Genomic DNA, 16,893 nt, shown 5'->3' on the forward strand with positions numbered 1-16,893 from the left:
CGAGAGGGGATAGTCGGCCCCGAGGAGGCCGAACGTCAGTCCAGAAGGTACTGGACCTGCTCGCTCAACTCGGAGGGAGTTTCGGCGCGATCGGAGACGCGATCGCCCAGTTCGGCTCGCGCCGTTCCCGCCTCGAGGGCATCGGCGTCGGGGACGACGACCTTCTCGTGGTCTGCCAGCCGAAGCGCCGCGCGATGCAGATCAGAACCGGGCTCGCCGGCGATCCTGATCACCAGCGGCCCCTCGAGCAGTCGCGAAACAACGGTCGCGTAGCGAGCGATCTGGACGCCAAAGCGATCGCTCGCGCCGGCGAAGGCCTCGAGCGTCTCGCATGCGATTTCGCGATAGCGATCCTCGCCGGTCAGGACGGCCAGCTCGACCAGCCCGTCCGCGAACGCCACATTGGAGTCCAGCGGCCGGAGCGGCCGATCGCACAGGCCGACACCCGCGGCGGGACCGTCGAGGAACGAGTCCTCGTCGCGAAGGCGATCGATTGTCGCGTCGGCGATCACCGTCGCGTCCGCGAGGACGGACGGATCGATCGTGCTCGCGGCCGTCGTCAGCGCGCCGAGGACGCGCGCCTGATTGCTGAGAAGGGGGACGGGGCCTCCGTTGCTGTCGCGATCGGCGTCCTCGAGCGCGTGCGCGACGATACCGTCGGCGAGCAGGTCCTCGCGGAGGGTCTCGAGCGCGCGTTCGGCATAGCGGCGGACGCGCTCGTCGTCGGTGTAGGCGTAGTAGGTGAGCAGTCCCTCGATCGCCAACGCGTTGGAGCCGGCGAAGACCCCTTCGTCGACCGGCGGCTCCGCGGCGGCCGCCCGATCGGTGGCGTCGAGGCTGTACGCGTCGTCCTCGCCGGGAGCCTGACTGTTCGCGAAAGCGGCGACCTCGCCGTTCCACAGGGTGCCCGTCAGATACTCGATCGTCCGCTCGGCGGGGTCGCGGTACTCGTCCGCGCCGGTCAGCAGGTAGGCGTTGGCGAACGCCCGCACTAACGCGCCGTTGGAGTCGAGCAGCTTCTCGCGCTGGAGCCCCGACCAGTCGGGCTCGGTCGCGAAGCGATAGAAGCCGCCCTCGTACTCGTCGAGCAGGTTCGCGCCGACCGCGTCGTAGGATCGCAACGCCATCTCCCGATCGCGTTTGAGCGCGAACTCGAGCGCGTCGGGCAGCGGGAACTTCGGTTGCTGGCCCCAGCCGCCAGCGGTCTCGTCGTACGTGTCGGTGAGGTGGCCGAGCATTCCCTGTTCGATATCGGCCGTCAACTCGCCGGCGGGCGGGTTGTCCTCGCGGAGCGGACGGGGAACGCGCGCCGCGCCGGTCCCTTTCGTCTGCCACATCGTTCGGACGCTGTCGAGGACCTGTCGCATCCCGTCGGGGCCGAGATAGCCGGCGCCGGTCAGGACCTTCCCGTTCGGGGCGAGGAAGACCGTCGACGGGAAGCCGCCCATATTGTACCGATCGCGAACGCGGGGGTACCGGTCCACGTCGACTCGCACGGGGACGAAGCTATCGTTGACGTTGGCCGCGATTCGAGGTTCCGCGTAGGTCTCCGCGTCCATCTCGTGGCAGTGATCGCACCACGTCGCCGTCAGCGAGAGCAAGATGGGAACGTCCGCCTCCGCGGCCTCGTCGAAGACCTCCCCTCCCCACTCGCGCCACTCGACGCGCGTCGTCTCGTTCATACCGCATCGACGTGAGTCGCCGGCGTAAGCCCTTCGTTCGCTTCCGGTACCGGATTCGGGTCTCGAGTGGGTTCGGGCGACCTCGAGCGGGCGCGGGCGGGCGCGGGCGGCGATTCCGTCGCTGGAACGAGAGTAAAAGATTTTCACCGTTCGGCGACTAGATCGGCGTATGCTCCGGTGGATCCTCGCGCTGTTGCTCATCCCGTTTCTCGACGCCGTGTTACTCGCGGTCATCGTCACCCAGTTCGGGTTCGTCAACTGGGTCGGGATGGTGCTGCTCGTTGTCCTGACGGGACTGGTCGGCATGTTACTCGTTCGGGCCGAAGGGCGACGAACGATCCGGAAGATGCAACGCTCGATGGCACAGGGGAAGCCGCCGACGAACGAACTGCTCGACGGCGGCTTGCTGATCGCCGCCGGCGCGTTCCTGCTGACTCCCGGACTGGTGACGGACCTCATCGGCTTCCTGCTCGCCGTTCCGCTGACGCGGATCCCGATCCGCGCCGCGCTCAAGCGCTTCGTGATCGTTCCGTACGCGGACAAGAAGACCGGCGGCTTCGCCAGCGGCGGAGTCTGGACGTTCGGCTTCCCGGACGACGGGACGACTCGAGAACAGAGTGAACCGACCGACGGCGGGATGTACGACCTCGGCGACGACGATTACACCGTCGACGGCACCGAGGACTCGTACACGATCGAGTTCGGCGACGATGGCACGGACGACGGGGACGAGCGAGACGACGATCCCCTCGCTCGGTAGCGAATATCACGGGTCGGAGAGAAAGAAACGCTTAAACGTCCCACCGGGCAACTACCGAGTGCGAGGGAGACGGCGCGGGCCAATAGCTCAATTAGGTTGAGCGCCACTCTGATAAGGTGGAGGCTCTCGGTTCAAATCCGAGTTGGCCCATACTTTTGCCGCGAGCAATCTCGCGAGCCGCAAATATGGAACCCGACTCGGATTTGAATTACGGAAGTCGCAGCCCGGGAGCGAACGAAGTGAGCGACCCGGAACGTCTTCCGGTGGTTCAAATCCGAGTTGGCCCATTTTTGCTGCGAACAATGCGAACGTAGTGAGCCGTGAGCAGTGGAAATACAATCAACTCGGATTTGAGCCCTGGCAGTCGCAGCTGGTGAACGAAGTGAACCAGACCGTCTGCCTCTGGTTCAAATCCGAGTTGGCCCACTTCTCGCAGCGATCTATTTCGCAAACCAGCGGCCTACCGGACGACTCGAGTCACTGAGGAACGACAGATTCGTTCGACCCTCCGATCGACGGATCGTCGCGACGGTCGACTCGGTCACGGAACGATCGGGGCCAGTAACGGCTCGCGTGAGACGAGCAGAACGACGTTGTTGCTCGCGAAGAGGGCGTACATTCCGACGATAGTGGCGACGAAGGCGATGTCCAGCGGCGTCGAGAGGACGTAGCCGATCAGGAGCACGAACCCGGCGTAGATGAGGGCGGCGAAAACGACGCCGGCGATTCCGAAGAGGTCGTGAAGAAAGACTGTCACGGGATTTATCTCGTACGCGTACGGGACGGTAAAGAACAGTACCGTTGCGACGAGATCGACGAACCACACGCTAAAGAACGCGGCCCGAAGTCTGGTAGTCCCCGGTCGCTTCAGCTCGATCCCGAATGAGGCCGTGTTCACCATCGTATTGAAGACAACGCTTGTCCGAGTATTACGCGTTGTACTTGCTGATTCCGGCCGTGTGATGGGGTCACTTGATTCGGGGAAGAGACAGCGCTGTAAGCGGACGGCCGACGGGGGCCCGAACGTAGCGCTGGGAGCGGATGATGGGTTACCCGGGTCGTCGTTTCGTACAATCTGCTGTAACTGTGTCCCGACGTACCCGCGACCCGCCAATCGTATGTTCCGGTATTGACAGGAGTTCGCCTCAGGCGTCCGACGACAGTTGCTCGAAATCGGGATCGGGACAGCCGTTCGGTTTCGACGGGACGCGTCGGTAGGCGTGTAATTCGCCGTCGGTGGCAGCGCTCAACAGGATGTCGTCCGGTGCAATCTCGTCGAACCGATCGACCGGTAGCACGAGTTGATCGATAACAGCCTCGCCGTCCTCGAGCAGGAGGACGACGTGTTCTCCGTCGACGATCCGGTCGACGACGCCGATGTAGAGATCGGTTCCGTCGAGGACATCGCCGATTGCGATGTCGGCCGAGGACGAACCGCGGGACGGCGGTCGCAATCTCCGGGAATTCGATGGGTGATCCGGTCGATCAGGCGTTTCACCGGTGCTCGCACCGGCGGTCGTCACTGCGGCGATCGTCCCCGTCGTGAGCGCACCGAGCATTCGAAGGACTGTCCGTCGCGATCGTCGGGGTTGGTCCGACATGCCCCTGTTGGCCGCGGGTTGTCTGATAAACCCTCGGTCGAGTCGGCTCGTCCCGCCCGTCCGGTCAACCGAACCCGTCCGTTGACAATGGACACCGTTCATAGAAGTATATCAATTCCACTACTTCGAACGATAACTAAGGAATAATATATATTAGCCATTTTGTTTCGAGGAGTCACAGTACGTGGCTGAAACGTACAGAGACCCGCATTTTAGCCACTTATTTGGGTTTTAAGAACGGGGCGGGGAACGAGCGATTAACTCACGCAGAATTTGAGGAGATCTCCGGTTAGTAACTCGTCTGAGCGAGTGTATGGGACTTCAGTGAATCAGAGTATACGAGTGGGGCCGGTTACCGCATCCTAAAATCATAATATTTCCATATATGATAGATAGTCGAGATACAGTCGGAATTTGCTCGAGCAGTACCGGAGCGAAACGGGAAACACGGCGGAACCCATAACAGGAGTACGATTGTTATGGTTACCGAGCGATCACCGGCTTGCGGGGACGCTACTGCTCGCCGCACTCGCAGGCACCAGTTTCGAGCAGCGTAGCGACATCGTACTGTCGGCCACAGTCCTCACAGAGGACCTGCAGGTCGGCGAGAACACGGTATGAACCGAGTTGCAGATGGTCAGTATCCCGCAGTCGAGCGAGTTTGCTTTCGGTCACGGCGACCGTCCGCTGTCGGAGGCCCTCGATCGTTTTGGACTCCGACTCTCGAGCGTCTTCGTCGGTTTCCGGGAGCGACGCGTCCCGGTGACCCGTGAGATACGATCGGATCGCGCCGTAGGAGACGAACTCCGCTCGAACCGTCTCGACGTCGACCCCCGCTCGCTCGAGTCGCCGTCTGGCCGCAGTTTGCTCGCCGCGACTCCCCTCGGTTCCATCGAGAAGGGTGTACAGGCGGCTGACATCGTCGGTGATTGTCTCGACGTCGGCATCGTCGAGTGCGGCCCGAAGGATTCGTTCGTTGAATGATTCGGCGAGCGCTCGCAGACTCGTTCGGTTCTCGGGATGGGTCCACCGTGCCTCGAGTTCGTCGCCGACGCCCTCGAGGTCGTATTTCCGGATGAGGCGCAGAACTTTCGGATCCGGTCCGGGCCCTGTCGGCTGATGGTTCATCGAATGGACTGTCCCGAAAGACGAGGAAAGTCGTTTCGGTGGCAGACAGCCTTCGTTTCAGTATGCGGAACGTGCCGTTTGTATATCGGATGTTCCGTTCCGGGGGCCGGGAGAGTCGATGCGTCTCTGCCGCTAGGCGATCTCCGTTTTCGCTCCGTCCGATCGTCGTTTCGTCGAATGAAATATCGGCGCTGATTGAGAGCCACGTGTGCCGGTTGAGTCCTCGGTCGGCCGATCGTGACGGCCGTCAGCCGTACGCGAGCGTGATCCTGATCTCGCCCGCCTTATCCCGAAGCCGGGTCGGGAGCTCATCGTGAACGTAGTCGTCCGTAAATCGGCTCGTCGGTCCGAAAACGGCCAGCGATCCGAGGAACTCGTCGTCGGGCGTATAGACGGGAACGGAGACACCGCGGAGTCCGTCCATGTGTTCCTGATTGTTCACTGCGTACTCCCGATCACGGATCCGCTCGAGTTCGTCGAACAGCGCGTCGGGATCGGTGATCGTATTCGACGTGATCGCCTCGAGTCCCACCTCCTCGATGTAGCGGTCGACTGCGGCGTCGTCCCACTCTGCGAGAATGATCTTGCCCGAGGCCATCGAGTGGAGCGGTCGCCGGTGGCCGATCATCGTGTTCGAGAGGCTGCCGTAGCGGTGGACGTAGACGGCCTCGTCGTCCTCTTCGACGATGAATACCGCTCGTTCGTCGGTCTCCTGACCGAGTTCGAACACCGCTCGTTTGGCGGCCGTGTAACCCACTTTCCGGGAACGGGCCTGCTCGCCGAGTTCGACGAACCGGAAGCCAACGTAATACTTCCCGTCGCGCTCGATCACGTAGCCCATGTCGGTGAGCGTCTGCAGGTGACGGTAGACGGTACTCTTGGGGAGGTCGGTCCGCTGCGTGAGAGCCGCAATCGTGACCCCTTCCTCGGCTTTGAGCGCCTCGAGGAGTTCGAACGTCTTTCGCGTCGTCGAGACGCCGACGGTCTCGGTCTCGTCCCGATCCGTATTCATATCCGATACTGTTCGCACGTCGCAATCAATGTTCCGGATACTGGGACAGAAGTGTTGGCAGGCGGGACGGTCGTCCCTGAATCCGAACTCAAGTCGGGAAAAAAGCGTGGTACGAATCGTCGGCTCGCGTCGCTACTGGTAGGCGGGGATACCGGTGAACTCCTCGCCGAGGACGAGCGTATGGATGTCGTGGGTTCCCTCGTAGGTGTAGACCGTCTCCATGTTGGCCATGTGGCGCATCGGCGAGTAGTCGGTGGTGATGCCGTTGCCGCCGATCATTTCGCGGGCGATCCGAGCCTGATCGCGTGCCGTGCGCACGTTGTTCCGCTTGGCCATCGAGACGTGCTGGGGTCGCATCTCGCCACGCTCTTTGAGTTCGGCGAGGCGGTGGGCCAGCAGCTGGGCCAGCGTGATCTGGGTGCCCATCTCCGCGAGCTTGCGCTGTTGGAGCTGGAACCGGCCGATCGGACCGCCGAACTGGTCGCGGTCCTTGGCGTACTGACGGGCCTCCTCGAAGCAGTCTCGAGCAGCGCCGATTGCGCCCCAGGCGATGCCGTAGCGGGCCTGCGTGAGACAGGACAGCGGCCCCTTCATGCCCGAGACGCCGGGAAGAACGTTCTCCTCGGGGACGTGGACATCGTTCAGGCCAATCTCGCCCGTGATCGACGCACGCAGCGAGAGCTTCTCGGTGATCTTGTTCGTCGAGACGCCGTCGCGGTCGGTCTCGACCAGAAATCCGCGGACGGGGTCGTCCTCGGCCGACTTATCACGCGCCCAGACGATGGCGACATCGGCGATCGGCGAGTTCGTGATCCACGTCTTCGAGCCGTTCAGCACGTAGCCGTCACCGTCCGCCTCCGCGCGGGTCTCCATTGCCGACGGATTCGAGCCGTGTTCGGGCTCGGTGAGGCCGAAGCAGCCGATCGCATCGCCTTGCCCCATCGCCGGCAGCCACTCCTCCTTTTGCTCCTCGCTCCCGTAGGCCCGGATCGGGTACATGACGAGCGCCCCCTGGACCGACGCCATCGAGCGCAGCCCCGAGTCGCCGGCCTCGAGTTCCTGCATCAGGAGCCCGTAAGCCGTCTCGGAGACGTTCGGCGAGCCATACCCCTCGAGATTGGGGGCGTAGAAGCCGAGTTCACCCATCTTCGTGATGAGCTCCTTCGGGAACGTCCCGTTCTCGAAGTGTTCGCCGATGTCGGGTTTGACGTGCTCTTCGACGAACTCCCGGGCCGTGTCCCGGATCATCCGCTCTTCTTGGTCGAGGTCATCCTCGAGCTGAACGAAATCCAGCATACCTAGACCTATGGGAATGGCACAATAGGTATTGCGATACAGGGTGTCACATGAGTGGTCATTGAGGCGGAAGCGGACGGCCGGTTTCGACAACTCGCTGTCGATTGTCCAAAAAGAGGTTCTCGTTCGCACCGATCGCTTCGAGTCGTTTCTCCCGGCCATTCATGTTGGAATTTTGTATAATATATTGGGATTTCGGAAGATTGCGGAAGGATTATAATAGGTAACTATGAAGATGTTTGGCATGGCGAAGAGAGACAAGTCCACGGATAGGCGTACCACTCGACGATCGATTCTCGCGACAGCAGGCGTCGGTTCCCTCGCGGCGATCGCCGGTTGTATCGGCGGCGAGACGAGCGGCGGCAGCAACCAGAACCTCGAGACCCTGTCGGACATCAACGAGAACACGTCGGTGTCACCAACGCCGAGCGGCTCCGGGACCGCCCCGGCACTCGAGCGAGCGCTCGATCACGCGACCGACGGCTACGACCGCGTGAGTACCAGCTACGGCGAACAGGGCAACGCGATTAACGAGAACCAGCTCAACGTCGGCGTCGGGACGCTGATGAACTTCTCGATCACGCCCAGCTGGCTCCAGCAGACCGCGAGTACCGTCGACAACCTCCGCGTCCTCGACGTGACCGATGAGACCGAGCAGGCCTGGAACGACGACGATCGACTACTGATCCGGCCGGCCGAGACAGGGCAGATCGACAACGTCGACGCTCCCGACGAGGTTCCCGCGCCGACCTTCGCGTACAACTTCGTCTCCCGGGCCGACCTCGAGTACGACACGGTCTATACGTTCCTCGAGACGATGTACGAACAGCAACAGGAGCTAGCGGAGTACCACGGCCTGCTGGGAACCTACGAGGACGACGAGTTCTGGGTCAAGAACATGTACGACGGCGTCCCCTTCCACGACGCCGCGGCCGACTTCTACGAAGAAATCGGCGTCTGGAGCGACGAGTTCGAGCGCGCCGGCGGCAGTACGAGCGGCGGTGCGACCGGCGACACGGACGTCCGGATGCGGACGTCGACGTCGACGACGACGGCCTACGCCGCGAACCAGGGGATGGCAAGCGCCGTCAACGAAGGGACCGACGATCTGTTCGTCGAGGCACAGACGAGTCAGGGCACCGAGGCGAACCTCGGTGCGCTCGACCAGAAGGACGCCGAGATGGTGTACATCCAGAACTGGTCGGCACAGCAGGTGCAAGAAGACGCCGGTAACTACAGCGAACTCGGCTTCGATATGGCACAGATCGTCCACTTCTACGACCTGCCGTGGTTCTTCATCGCTGACGGCGGTAACTAACGAAACCGATGTCCGGAACATATTCCGACCGCGACCTTCCCGAGATAGCCCTCGGATTCGTCGTCTACGCGTTGGGGTTCTCCCTGACACTGTACACCGTCACGTACGCCGTGTCTCTCGTGGGAGGGTGGCCCCTCAGTGGGCTCGTACCCGAACCCGGCTGGGTGAAGCGGGACAAGCTGTATATGATCCTCTTCCTCGGGCTCGGGCTCGGGCTGTATTATCTCGACTATGCCCGCAAGGAGTTCGCCGGCGAGAGCGGCGAATTCGGTATCGACGGGGCAGCGTCCTCGTCGACAACCGAGGAAGCCGCTGGGAGCGCACTCGAGCGGGCGCGGCGCACGTGGTCGAGGATCGATCCGTACGTTGCGCTCGCGTTCGCCATCGCGGCGCTGCTCACGATGTACTACGTCTACACGAATTTTACCCGGCTCGACGAGGACGCGTACATCCTCGGCTACACCACCACCGACCACGTCGTCGGCGTGATACTGATCGCGCTGGCGATCGATACGACTCGCCGGGCGTTCGGGACGTCGATCGCAGCCGTCGCCGTCGCGGCGATCGCGTACGCCCACTCCGCGGTTGGCTCGCGGCTGTTTGGCGTCTTCGAGCACTCGGGGCAGAGCTGGGAGCAGATCGCCGAGAACGGCGCGATCGGACTCAGCGGCGTCTACGACGGAACGATGATGGGGATCGGCTCGACGTGGGTCGCGATCTTCATCATGTTCGCCGGGATCGCGAAGGCGTTCGGGCTGATGGAGTTCGTCCGCGAGGTCGGGACGGAACTCGGGCGGAGCCTCCGGACCGGCGTCGTCCAGATCGCCGTCATCTCGAGCATGATCATGGGTTCGATCACCGGCAGTGCGGCGGCCAACACCGCGACGACCGGCAGCTTCACCATCCCAATGATCAAGGACCAGGGCGTCGACGACGATGTCGCCGCCTCGATCGAGGCGGTCGCCTCCGCGGGCGGCCAGATGCTGCCACCGGTAATGGGCGTCGCCGCGTTCCTGATGGCCGACATCATTCAGGTCCCGTATCTGGATATCGTCCAGGCGGGCGTCATTCCGGCGGCGCTGTTCTACTTCAGCGTCTGTCTCGCCATCCACTTCACGATCCTCAAGTTCGGCTGGATCTCGAGCGACCTCTCGTCGTTCAAGTGGCGGCTCCTGCTCAAGGGAGTCCACTTCGCGGTCCCGATGGGCGTCCTCCTGTATACGCTCATCTATCTGCGGTACACACCGCTGTCGTCGGGGATGAACACTATCTTCGCGATCATCGGCGTGATGTTCGTTCGGAACTTCGTCGTCGGCGTCGTCGGCGTCGGCTCCGACGAAGTGGCGGCCAGTATCTTCGGACGGGAAATACGGGGCGGCGACCCGCTCGGGAACCTCGTGGCGACAACGAAACAGACCCTCGATGGATTCAAGCAGGGCGGCGTCGACATGGCACCGCTGGTCGGCGTCCTCGCAGCCATGGGAATAATCGTCGAACTGCTCGAGGGGAGCGGGCTAACCGCGCGCGTCGCGACGTCGATCGTCAGCCTCGGCGACGTGAGCCTGCTCGGGTTCGGCGGCGGGCTGTTCGTCGTCCTGTTCCTCGCGATGATCGCGAGCATTCTGTTCGGGCTGGGGATGCCGACGCCCGCGGCGTACATCCTCGTGGCCATCCTGGTCGCGAAACCGATCACCGAACTGGGGACCCCTGACATCGCGACACATATGTTCGTGTTCTACTTCGCGATGCTGTCGGCGATCACGCCGCCGGTCGCGATCTCGGTCGCGATCGGGGCGCGCATCGCGGACGCGAGCTTCCTCCAGTCGTGTAAGCAGGCGCTCCGGCTCGGTGCGCCCGGGTTCGTTATCCCCTACGCGTTCATCGCGAACGAGAGTCTGATCTACTGGTCGAGCGAGACGCTAGTCGCGTTCCCCGTCGTGCTGGCCGGCACCGTCGCCCTAATCGTGGCGGCAGTCGGGTTCGACGGCGCTCGCGATCTCTCCGCGCCGGTCCGCGGGCTCTACGTCATCGCCGCAATGGTCGCGATGTTCGGCTCGATCGGCCACGTCGCCGTCCAGATCGTCGCCGCGGCGGTCATCGTCGCTACGCTGTTGCACGCCCGCTTTGTCGTCGGCTACGACCTGCCGAGCGGGAGCGGCACCGACTCCGGCGTCGATCCGACGACGCTCGACTGAGGCCGGCCTCGTCGACGGGGCGGTCCACTCCGTCTCTCGGACAACGGAAATGAATCCGCCCAGCGAGTAACAATCCTTTTGAATCCCCCTGACAACAATACGCAGGGTATGACAAATCTCGTGACGGACGTCGCCGAGACCGTCGAGGAACATCCGGACTCGGCCGCGATCGCGTATGAGGGGACGGAACTGAGCTACGAGGAGTTCTGGGAGCGAACCGGCCAGTTCGCGCAGGCCCTCGAGGACCGCGGGATCGGCGAGGGCGACCGCGTCGGGATCTACCTGCCGAACCTGCCGCAGTTCGTCACGGCCTTTTACGGCACCCTGCGCGCCGGCGGGATCATCGTTCCGATGAATCCCCAGTACAAGGCTCGAGAGATCAGCCACATGCTCGGCGACAGCGGGGCCAAAGCCGTCGTCGCGCTGGCCGATCTCGTTCCGAACGTCCTCGAGGTCCAGGATGACACCGAGGTCGAACAGGTGATCAGCGTGGGTGCGGACGTCGAGGGGGCCACCGAGTTCGACGACTTCCTCGCCGACGAGACGAAGGACATCGTCGACCGCGCAGACGACGACATCGCGGTCCAGCCCTACACGTCGGGGACCACCGGTACGCCAAAGGGCGTCCTCCTCACGCATCACAACATCGGCTGGACGACGCGAGCGAACGCGGACGTCCCGCCAGGCGGGTTTCAGGCCTCCGACCGGCTCGTCGGTACCCTGCCCCTGTTTCACATCTACGGCATGTCCGTCGTCATGAACGGCGCGATGTACAGCGGCGGCACCTACTACCCCGTCTCCGAGTGGGATGCCCCGACCGTGATGGACCTCCTCGAGGATGAAAACATCACGATCATGTTCGGCGTGCCGGCGATGTTCAACGACATGATCAACCAACCCGACGCCGAGAGCTACGAGTTCGAGGCGCTTCGCTTCGTCAACTCCGGCGGCTCGAGCCTGCCGATCGAGGTCTTAGAGCGCTTCGAGGAGCTGTGGGGCGTCGAGCTCTACGAGGGGTACGGGCTGACCGAGACGAGCCCGGTCACCCACGCCAACCGCGGGGACGCTCGCCGGAAGGGGAGTATCGGCCGGCCGCTCGAGGGCGTCGAGTCGAAGATCGTCGATAGCGCGGAACGAAGTTCCGCTGACCATTCGGGCGGCGACGAGCCGCCCGAAGACGAGGTGTTCGAGGAAGTTCCCCGCGTCGAAGAAGGGCCGATCGACGAGGAGGAGGCCGCGATCCACGATATCACGGGCGAGCTCGTCATCCACGGCCCCAACGTGATGAAAGAGTACTACGGACTGCCCGAGGCTAACGACGAGGCCTTCACGTACGAGAACGGCAAGCGCTGGTTCCACACCGGCGACATCGGCTACTGGGACGAGGACGACTTCTTCTACGTCGTCGACCGCGAGAAGCACATGATCGTCACCGGCGGCTACAACGTCTATCCGCGCGAAGTCGAGGAGCTCCTCTTCGAGCACCCCGACGTAGCCGACGCCGCCGTCGTCGGGATCCCGGACGAGCGCCGCGGCGAGACCGTGAAAGCGTTCATCGTCCCGACTCCCGACGCCGAGGCGACCCCCGAGGACATCAAGCAGTACTGCCTCGAGAACCTCGCGGAGTACAAACACCCCCGTGAGGTCGAGTTCGTCGAGGAACTCCCGCGGACGACGACCGGCAAGGTCCAGAAGTTCGAACTCCGCGACGAGTCGTAGCCGGCTCGCAAGCGGCCCGCGGGCGGTTCGCGACGGAACCTGCCGTTCCCCTCGAGACGAGCGGGTCCCGGAATCTCCTTAACAACGTTAGAACGTGGTCGGCGATACCTTGCAACTGTTGAATATATCGAAGCTATTTTGGTACCGGCACACGTTCGGTGACGCATGGCATTCACCCTGTCCGACGAACACGAGGCGATTCGCGACGCCGTCCGCGAGTTCGGCGAAAACGAGATGGTACCGGTCGCCGAGGAACATGACCAGGAAGGGAAGTACCCCGAGGAACTCCGCAAGAAGGCCGCCGAGTACGACTTCGTCGCACCGAGTATCCCGCTCGAGTACGGCGGTGCCGGGATGGACAAGATCGCCAGCACCATCGTCACCGAGGAACTCTGGCGTGCCGACCCGGGAATCGGTTCGGCCATCGGGAGTGCCGGCTTCGGCTCGAACATGATCATCGAGTTCGGCGACGAGTGGATGAAAGAGGAGTGGCTCCCCAAGATCGCAAACGGCGAGATTGCGTCCGTGTCCATGATCTCCGAGCCCGCCCACGGCTCGAACGTGGCCGGCATCGAGACGCAGGCCGACAAGGACGGCGACGAGTACGTCGCCAACGGCAACAAGATGTGGATCACCAACGGGACCGTCGCCGACGTCGGCGTCCTCATGGCCAAGACGAACCCCGGCGAGGGCCACCGCGGCATCACCGCCTTCCTCGTCGACATGGACTGGGATGGCATCAAGACCGAGAAGATCGACAACAAACTCGGTATCCGCGCCTCCGACCTCGCCGAAGTCATCATCGACGACGTTCGCATCCCCGAGGAGAACGTCATCGGCGAAGTCGACAAGGGCTTCTATCAGTTGATGGAGTTCTTCGCCGCCGGCCGGACTAACGTCGCCGCCCAGGCAGTCGGTGCCGCCCAGGGTGCGCTCGACGCCGCTATCGAGTACGCCAACCAGCGCGAGCAGTTCGACCAGAAGATCTCCGAGTTTCAGGCCATCCAGCACAAGATCGCCGAGATGGCCACCAAGGTCGAGGCCGCCCGCTCGCTGACGTATCGTGCGGCGACCCAGGTCGAGCAGGAGAACCAGGACATCGCCGCGCAGTACTCGAGCATGGCGAAGTACTTCGCGAGCGAGATTTCGGTCGAAGTCGCCGACGAGGGCATTCAGGTCCACGGTGGCTCGGGCTACGTGACGGACTACCCCGCCGAACGCTACTACCGCGACGCCCGCATCACGAAGATCTACGAGGGTACCAGCGAGATCCAGAAGAACATCATCGCCGACCAGATTCTGTAATCGGGCTCCGCTCGAGGACGGATCCAATAGCGAATACCTCGGTATTTTTGCAGTCCGCTACCGGATAGCTGGCACGCTTTTTCAGGGCCACGGATCCCTATTTCGGCCGTTGAATTTGTACTCGAGGACGGATTTGGATTCTGCAGAGAACGCTATCAGAAGGGGGACGCGACGGGACTCGAGACCCGGTCCATCACACGGGCTCGAACCTCGAGAGGGGTCTACTCGAGCCGACCCGATCGCTCCGGCACGCGGAACTCGACGGCCGCGCCTTGCCCGTAGCCGACGCACATCGTCGAGAGGCCCAGCCCGCCGCCCCGGCGCTGGAGTTCGTGGATCAGCGTGACGGGAAGGCGTGCGCCGGAGGCACCCAGCGGATGGCCGATGGCGATCGCCCCGCCGTTGACGTTGAAGCTGTCGTCGTCGAAGCCGAGTTCGTCCCGGCAGTAGATCGTCTGGCTCGCGAAGGCCTCGTTGAGTTCCACGAGGTCGTAGTCGTCGGCCGACCGGCCGTTGCGCTCCCAGATTCCGCGGACTGCCGGAACGGGTCCAATCCCCATCACCGTGGGGTCGACGCCGGCGACGTTGTGATCCTCGATTTCCGCCATGATCTCGAGGCCCCGCTCCTCGGCGAACTCACGGCTCGTAATCAGGACCCCGGAAGCGCCGTCGGAGACCTGCGAGGCGTTTGCAGCGGTGACGGTGCCCTCTTCCTCGAAGGCGGGCGGCAGGCCGGCGATCTTTTCGGCCGTCGTGCCGGGACGGAGCCCCTCGTCCTCGGTGACGATCCCGTCGTCCGTTTCGATGGGGACGATTTCGTCGTCAAACCTGCCGTCCTCGGTCGCCTCGACCGCGCGCTGCTGGCTCCGGGCACCGTACGCGTCCTGTTCCTCGCGAGAGATGTCGTACTCGCGGGCGACCGTCTCGGCGGTCTGGCCCATCGCGAGGCCGGCCGCGTCGTACTGTTCCGCGATGCCGGCGTAGGAGTCGATCCCCTTCCGACGTTCGTTGCGAGACATGTTCTCCACGCCGCCCGCGACGATGACCTCGCGCTGGCCCGCCCGGATGGCGTCGCTGGCGCTCATGATCGCCTCCGCCGAGGAGGCACAGAGGCGGTCGATAGTGGTGCCCGGGACTCCCTCGCCGAGATCGGAGAGGAGGGCGATGACCCGCGCAATGTTGTTGCTCTGTTCGTTGACCTGCTTGGCACACCCCCACCGGATATCGTCGACGTCCTCGCCGGAAAGTCCCGTTCGCTCGAGCATCTCGTTTACTAACGGCACCGAGAGCTCTTCGCTCCCGGTTTCGGCGTAGACGCCGCCGTGTTTCCCCTGTGGAGTCCTGACCGCCTGCACGACGACTGGCTGGCTGTCGCTCATTGGTAGTGAGTGGCTCGCGCTCCGGAACTAAAGTAGCTCCGTTCTTCGTCATTCGACCGTGCATCTATGGTTCAGTTAGCGACCAACGAGGGACTGGACTCGTGTACAGCACAGCGCGAATACGTCGCAGTGGCGCGTGGACTACCGTCTCGAGCAGAGCGATTCACGGTCCGGAAGCGTACTGACGGCGTTTGTTCGAAAGGGAACGCTTTTGATAGTTTCCCCAGTGTCTTCACGTATGCAAGTCACGGTTCTCGGTGCGGGGAGTATGGGCCACGGAATCGCACAGGTGTCCGCGATGGCGGGCAACGACGTCGTGCTGCGCGACATCGAGGCGGAGTTCGTCGAAAACGGCCTCGAGGGGATCCGAGACAACCTCCAGGGCGGTGTCGACCGGGACAAACTCAGCGAGTCAGAGATGGAGGAAACCCTCGAGCGCATCGAGGGGACGACCGACCTCGAGGAAGCCGTCGCGGACGCCGATCTCGTCGTCGAGGCGGTGCCCGAGGACATGGACCTCAAACAGGAGGTGTTCGCGGACGTCGAAGCGGCGACCGACGAGGACACCGTCATCGCCTCGAACACCTCCTCGCTGTCGGTAACGGAGATGGCCAGCGCGCTCGAGCACCCCGAGCGGGCGGTGGGGCTGCACTTCTTCAACCCGCCGCATCTCATGGACCTGGTAGAGATCGTCATCGCCGAGCAGACGGACGAGCGCACCGAGGAGTTCGCCGTCGACTACGTCCGAGACATCGAAAAGGAAGATGTCGTCGTCCGGGACACGGCCGGCTTCGCCACCTCGCGACTCGGCCTCGCGCTGGGGCTCGAGGCGATCCGGATGGTCGAACAGGGCGTCGCCAGCCCGGCCGACATCGACGAGGGGATGGAAATCGGGTACGGTCACCCGATGGGACCCCTCGAGCTGACCGATCACGTCGGACTGGACGTGCGCCTGCACATCGCGGAGCACCTCCGCGAGGAACTGGGCGAGCGGTTCAAGCCGCCCCAGTCCCTGCGCCGGAAGGTCCGGGCGGGCAACCTCGGCAAGAAAAGCGGCGAGGGCTACTACGTCTGGGAGGACGGCGAGCGCGTCGGCATGAGCGGCGAGTGGGGCGACGAGTAGACTCAAGCCCGACACCGATGGATCGAATCGCCTCGAGTGATGGCGACGGAGCCAACAGCCGAAACCGGGGGCGGAATCGACAGCCGAAATCGGAGTTAAAGCCGCCCTCGAACGCCTGCTCGCGGTAACCCCTACTAGTTAGGCATATCGCTTGTTTCGGTTCCCCTGTTACTAACTAGTACCGCCCAACACCACGGGCGGCGGCCCCGGGGGCGCACGTGGGAAAACGACGGGGCCATCTTTCCGGTCGGTCACCACTCCCAGTACGTCAGCCCGCGTGCTGGTCGGGCGGTTCGAGATCCGCCGTCCGGCCGCTTCCCTTCCCACTCGTGGACAGCGGTCGACCGAGCGAGCAGCTCCGTCCGATCCGCGCCG

Annotated in this window: 13 protein-coding genes and 1 tRNA gene; 7 read left to right on the forward strand and 7 right to left on the reverse strand. The window is 63.5% G+C overall.

Annotated elements, in window-relative coordinates; genetic code table 11:
- Positions 1-35: 35 nt before the first annotated feature.
- Positions 36-1,682, reverse strand: coding sequence for a DUF255 domain-containing protein (locus CP556_RS05655; RefSeq protein WP_098724728.1), 1,647 nt, complete (start codon positions 1,680-1,682; stop codon positions 36-38).
- A gap of 169 nt (positions 1,683-1,851) precedes the next feature.
- Here CP556_RS05655 and CP556_RS05660 point away from each other — a divergent pair, with 169 nt between their 5' ends.
- Together CP556_RS05660 and CP556_RS05665 are read left to right on the forward strand one after the other, a co-directional pair.
- Positions 1,852-2,442 (forward strand): FxsA family protein, encoded by a 591-nt coding sequence (locus CP556_RS05660; RefSeq protein WP_098724729.1) that lies wholly within the window; start codon positions 1,852-1,854, stop codon positions 2,440-2,442.
- Between the two features lie 76 nt (positions 2,443-2,518).
- Positions 2,519-2,592, forward strand: a tRNA-Ile gene (locus tag CP556_RS05665).
- Between the two features lie 391 nt (positions 2,593-2,983).
- Here the strand turns inward: CP556_RS05665 and CP556_RS05670 are convergent.
- From CP556_RS05670 to CP556_RS05690, 5 genes are all read right to left on the reverse strand, one after another.
- Positions 2,984-3,343: a hypothetical protein gene (locus CP556_RS05670; RefSeq protein WP_098724730.1), complete on the reverse strand. Its 360-nt coding sequence runs from the start codon at positions 3,341-3,343 to the stop codon at positions 2,984-2,986.
- Positions 3,344-3,587: 244 nt separating this feature from the next.
- Complete coding sequence (locus tag CP556_RS05675) at positions 3,588-4,043, reverse strand: hypothetical protein (RefSeq protein WP_098724731.1); 456 nt, start codon at positions 4,041-4,043, stop codon at positions 3,588-3,590.
- Positions 4,044-4,556: 513 nt separating this feature from the next.
- Positions 4,557-5,171: a rod-determining factor RdfA gene (gene rdfA, locus CP556_RS05680; protein WP_098724732.1), complete on the reverse strand. Its 615-nt coding sequence runs from the start codon at positions 5,169-5,171 to the stop codon at positions 4,557-4,559.
- A 247-nt stretch (positions 5,172-5,418) separates the two neighbouring features.
- Complete coding sequence (locus tag CP556_RS05685) at positions 5,419-6,183, reverse strand: IclR family transcriptional regulator (RefSeq protein ID WP_098724733.1); 765 nt, start codon at positions 6,181-6,183, stop codon at positions 5,419-5,421.
- A 132-nt stretch (positions 6,184-6,315) separates the two neighbouring features.
- Positions 6,316-7,479, reverse strand: a complete 1,164-nt coding sequence (locus tag CP556_RS05690) for an acyl-CoA dehydrogenase family protein (protein WP_098724734.1) — start codon at positions 7,477-7,479, stop codon at positions 6,316-6,318.
- 244 nt (positions 7,480-7,723) lie between these two features.
- Between CP556_RS05690 and CP556_RS05695 the strand changes: the two genes are divergently transcribed.
- The 4 genes from CP556_RS05695 (at position 7,724) to CP556_RS05710 (ending at position 14,016) form a co-directional block, all read left to right on the forward strand.
- On the forward strand, positions 7,724-8,797 hold the full coding sequence (locus CP556_RS05695; protein WP_098727298.1) for a TAXI family TRAP transporter solute-binding subunit: 1,074 nt from the start codon (positions 7,724-7,726) through the stop codon (positions 8,795-8,797).
- A gap of 8 nt (positions 8,798-8,805) precedes the next feature.
- Positions 8,806-10,992: a TRAP transporter permease gene (locus CP556_RS05700; RefSeq protein ID WP_098724735.1), complete on the forward strand. Its 2,187-nt coding sequence runs from the start codon at positions 8,806-8,808 to the stop codon at positions 10,990-10,992.
- 108 nt (positions 10,993-11,100) lie between these two features.
- Positions 11,101-12,711 (forward strand): class I adenylate-forming enzyme family protein, encoded by a 1,611-nt coding sequence (locus tag CP556_RS05705; protein WP_098724736.1) that lies wholly within the window; start codon positions 11,101-11,103, stop codon positions 12,709-12,711.
- A gap of 165 nt (positions 12,712-12,876) precedes the next feature.
- Positions 12,877-14,016 carry an acyl-CoA dehydrogenase family protein gene (locus CP556_RS05710; protein WP_098724737.1) on the forward strand — a complete coding sequence of 380 codons (1,140 nt, stop codon included), beginning with the start codon at positions 12,877-12,879 and terminating at the stop codon, positions 14,014-14,016.
- 221 nt (positions 14,017-14,237) lie between these two features.
- On the opposite strand, the gene CP556_RS05715 is transcribed toward CP556_RS05710, so the two are convergent.
- Positions 14,238-15,395 (reverse strand): thiolase family protein, encoded by a 1,158-nt coding sequence (locus CP556_RS05715; RefSeq protein ID WP_098724738.1) that lies wholly within the window; start codon positions 15,393-15,395, stop codon positions 14,238-14,240.
- A 238-nt stretch (positions 15,396-15,633) separates the two neighbouring features.
- Between CP556_RS05715 and CP556_RS05720 the strand changes: the two genes are divergently transcribed.
- The gene (locus CP556_RS05720; RefSeq protein WP_098724739.1) at positions 15,634-16,518 is read left to right on the forward strand and encodes a 3-hydroxyacyl-CoA dehydrogenase family protein; all 885 of its coding nucleotides are present in this window, start codon (positions 15,634-15,636) and stop codon (positions 16,516-16,518) included.
- Positions 16,519-16,893: the final 375 nt, after the last annotated feature.

Source organism: Natrinema sp. CBA1119 (genome assembly GCF_002572525.1).
In the GTDB taxonomy this organism is placed as follows: Archaea; Halobacteriota; Halobacteria; order Halobacteriales; family Natrialbaceae; genus Natrinema.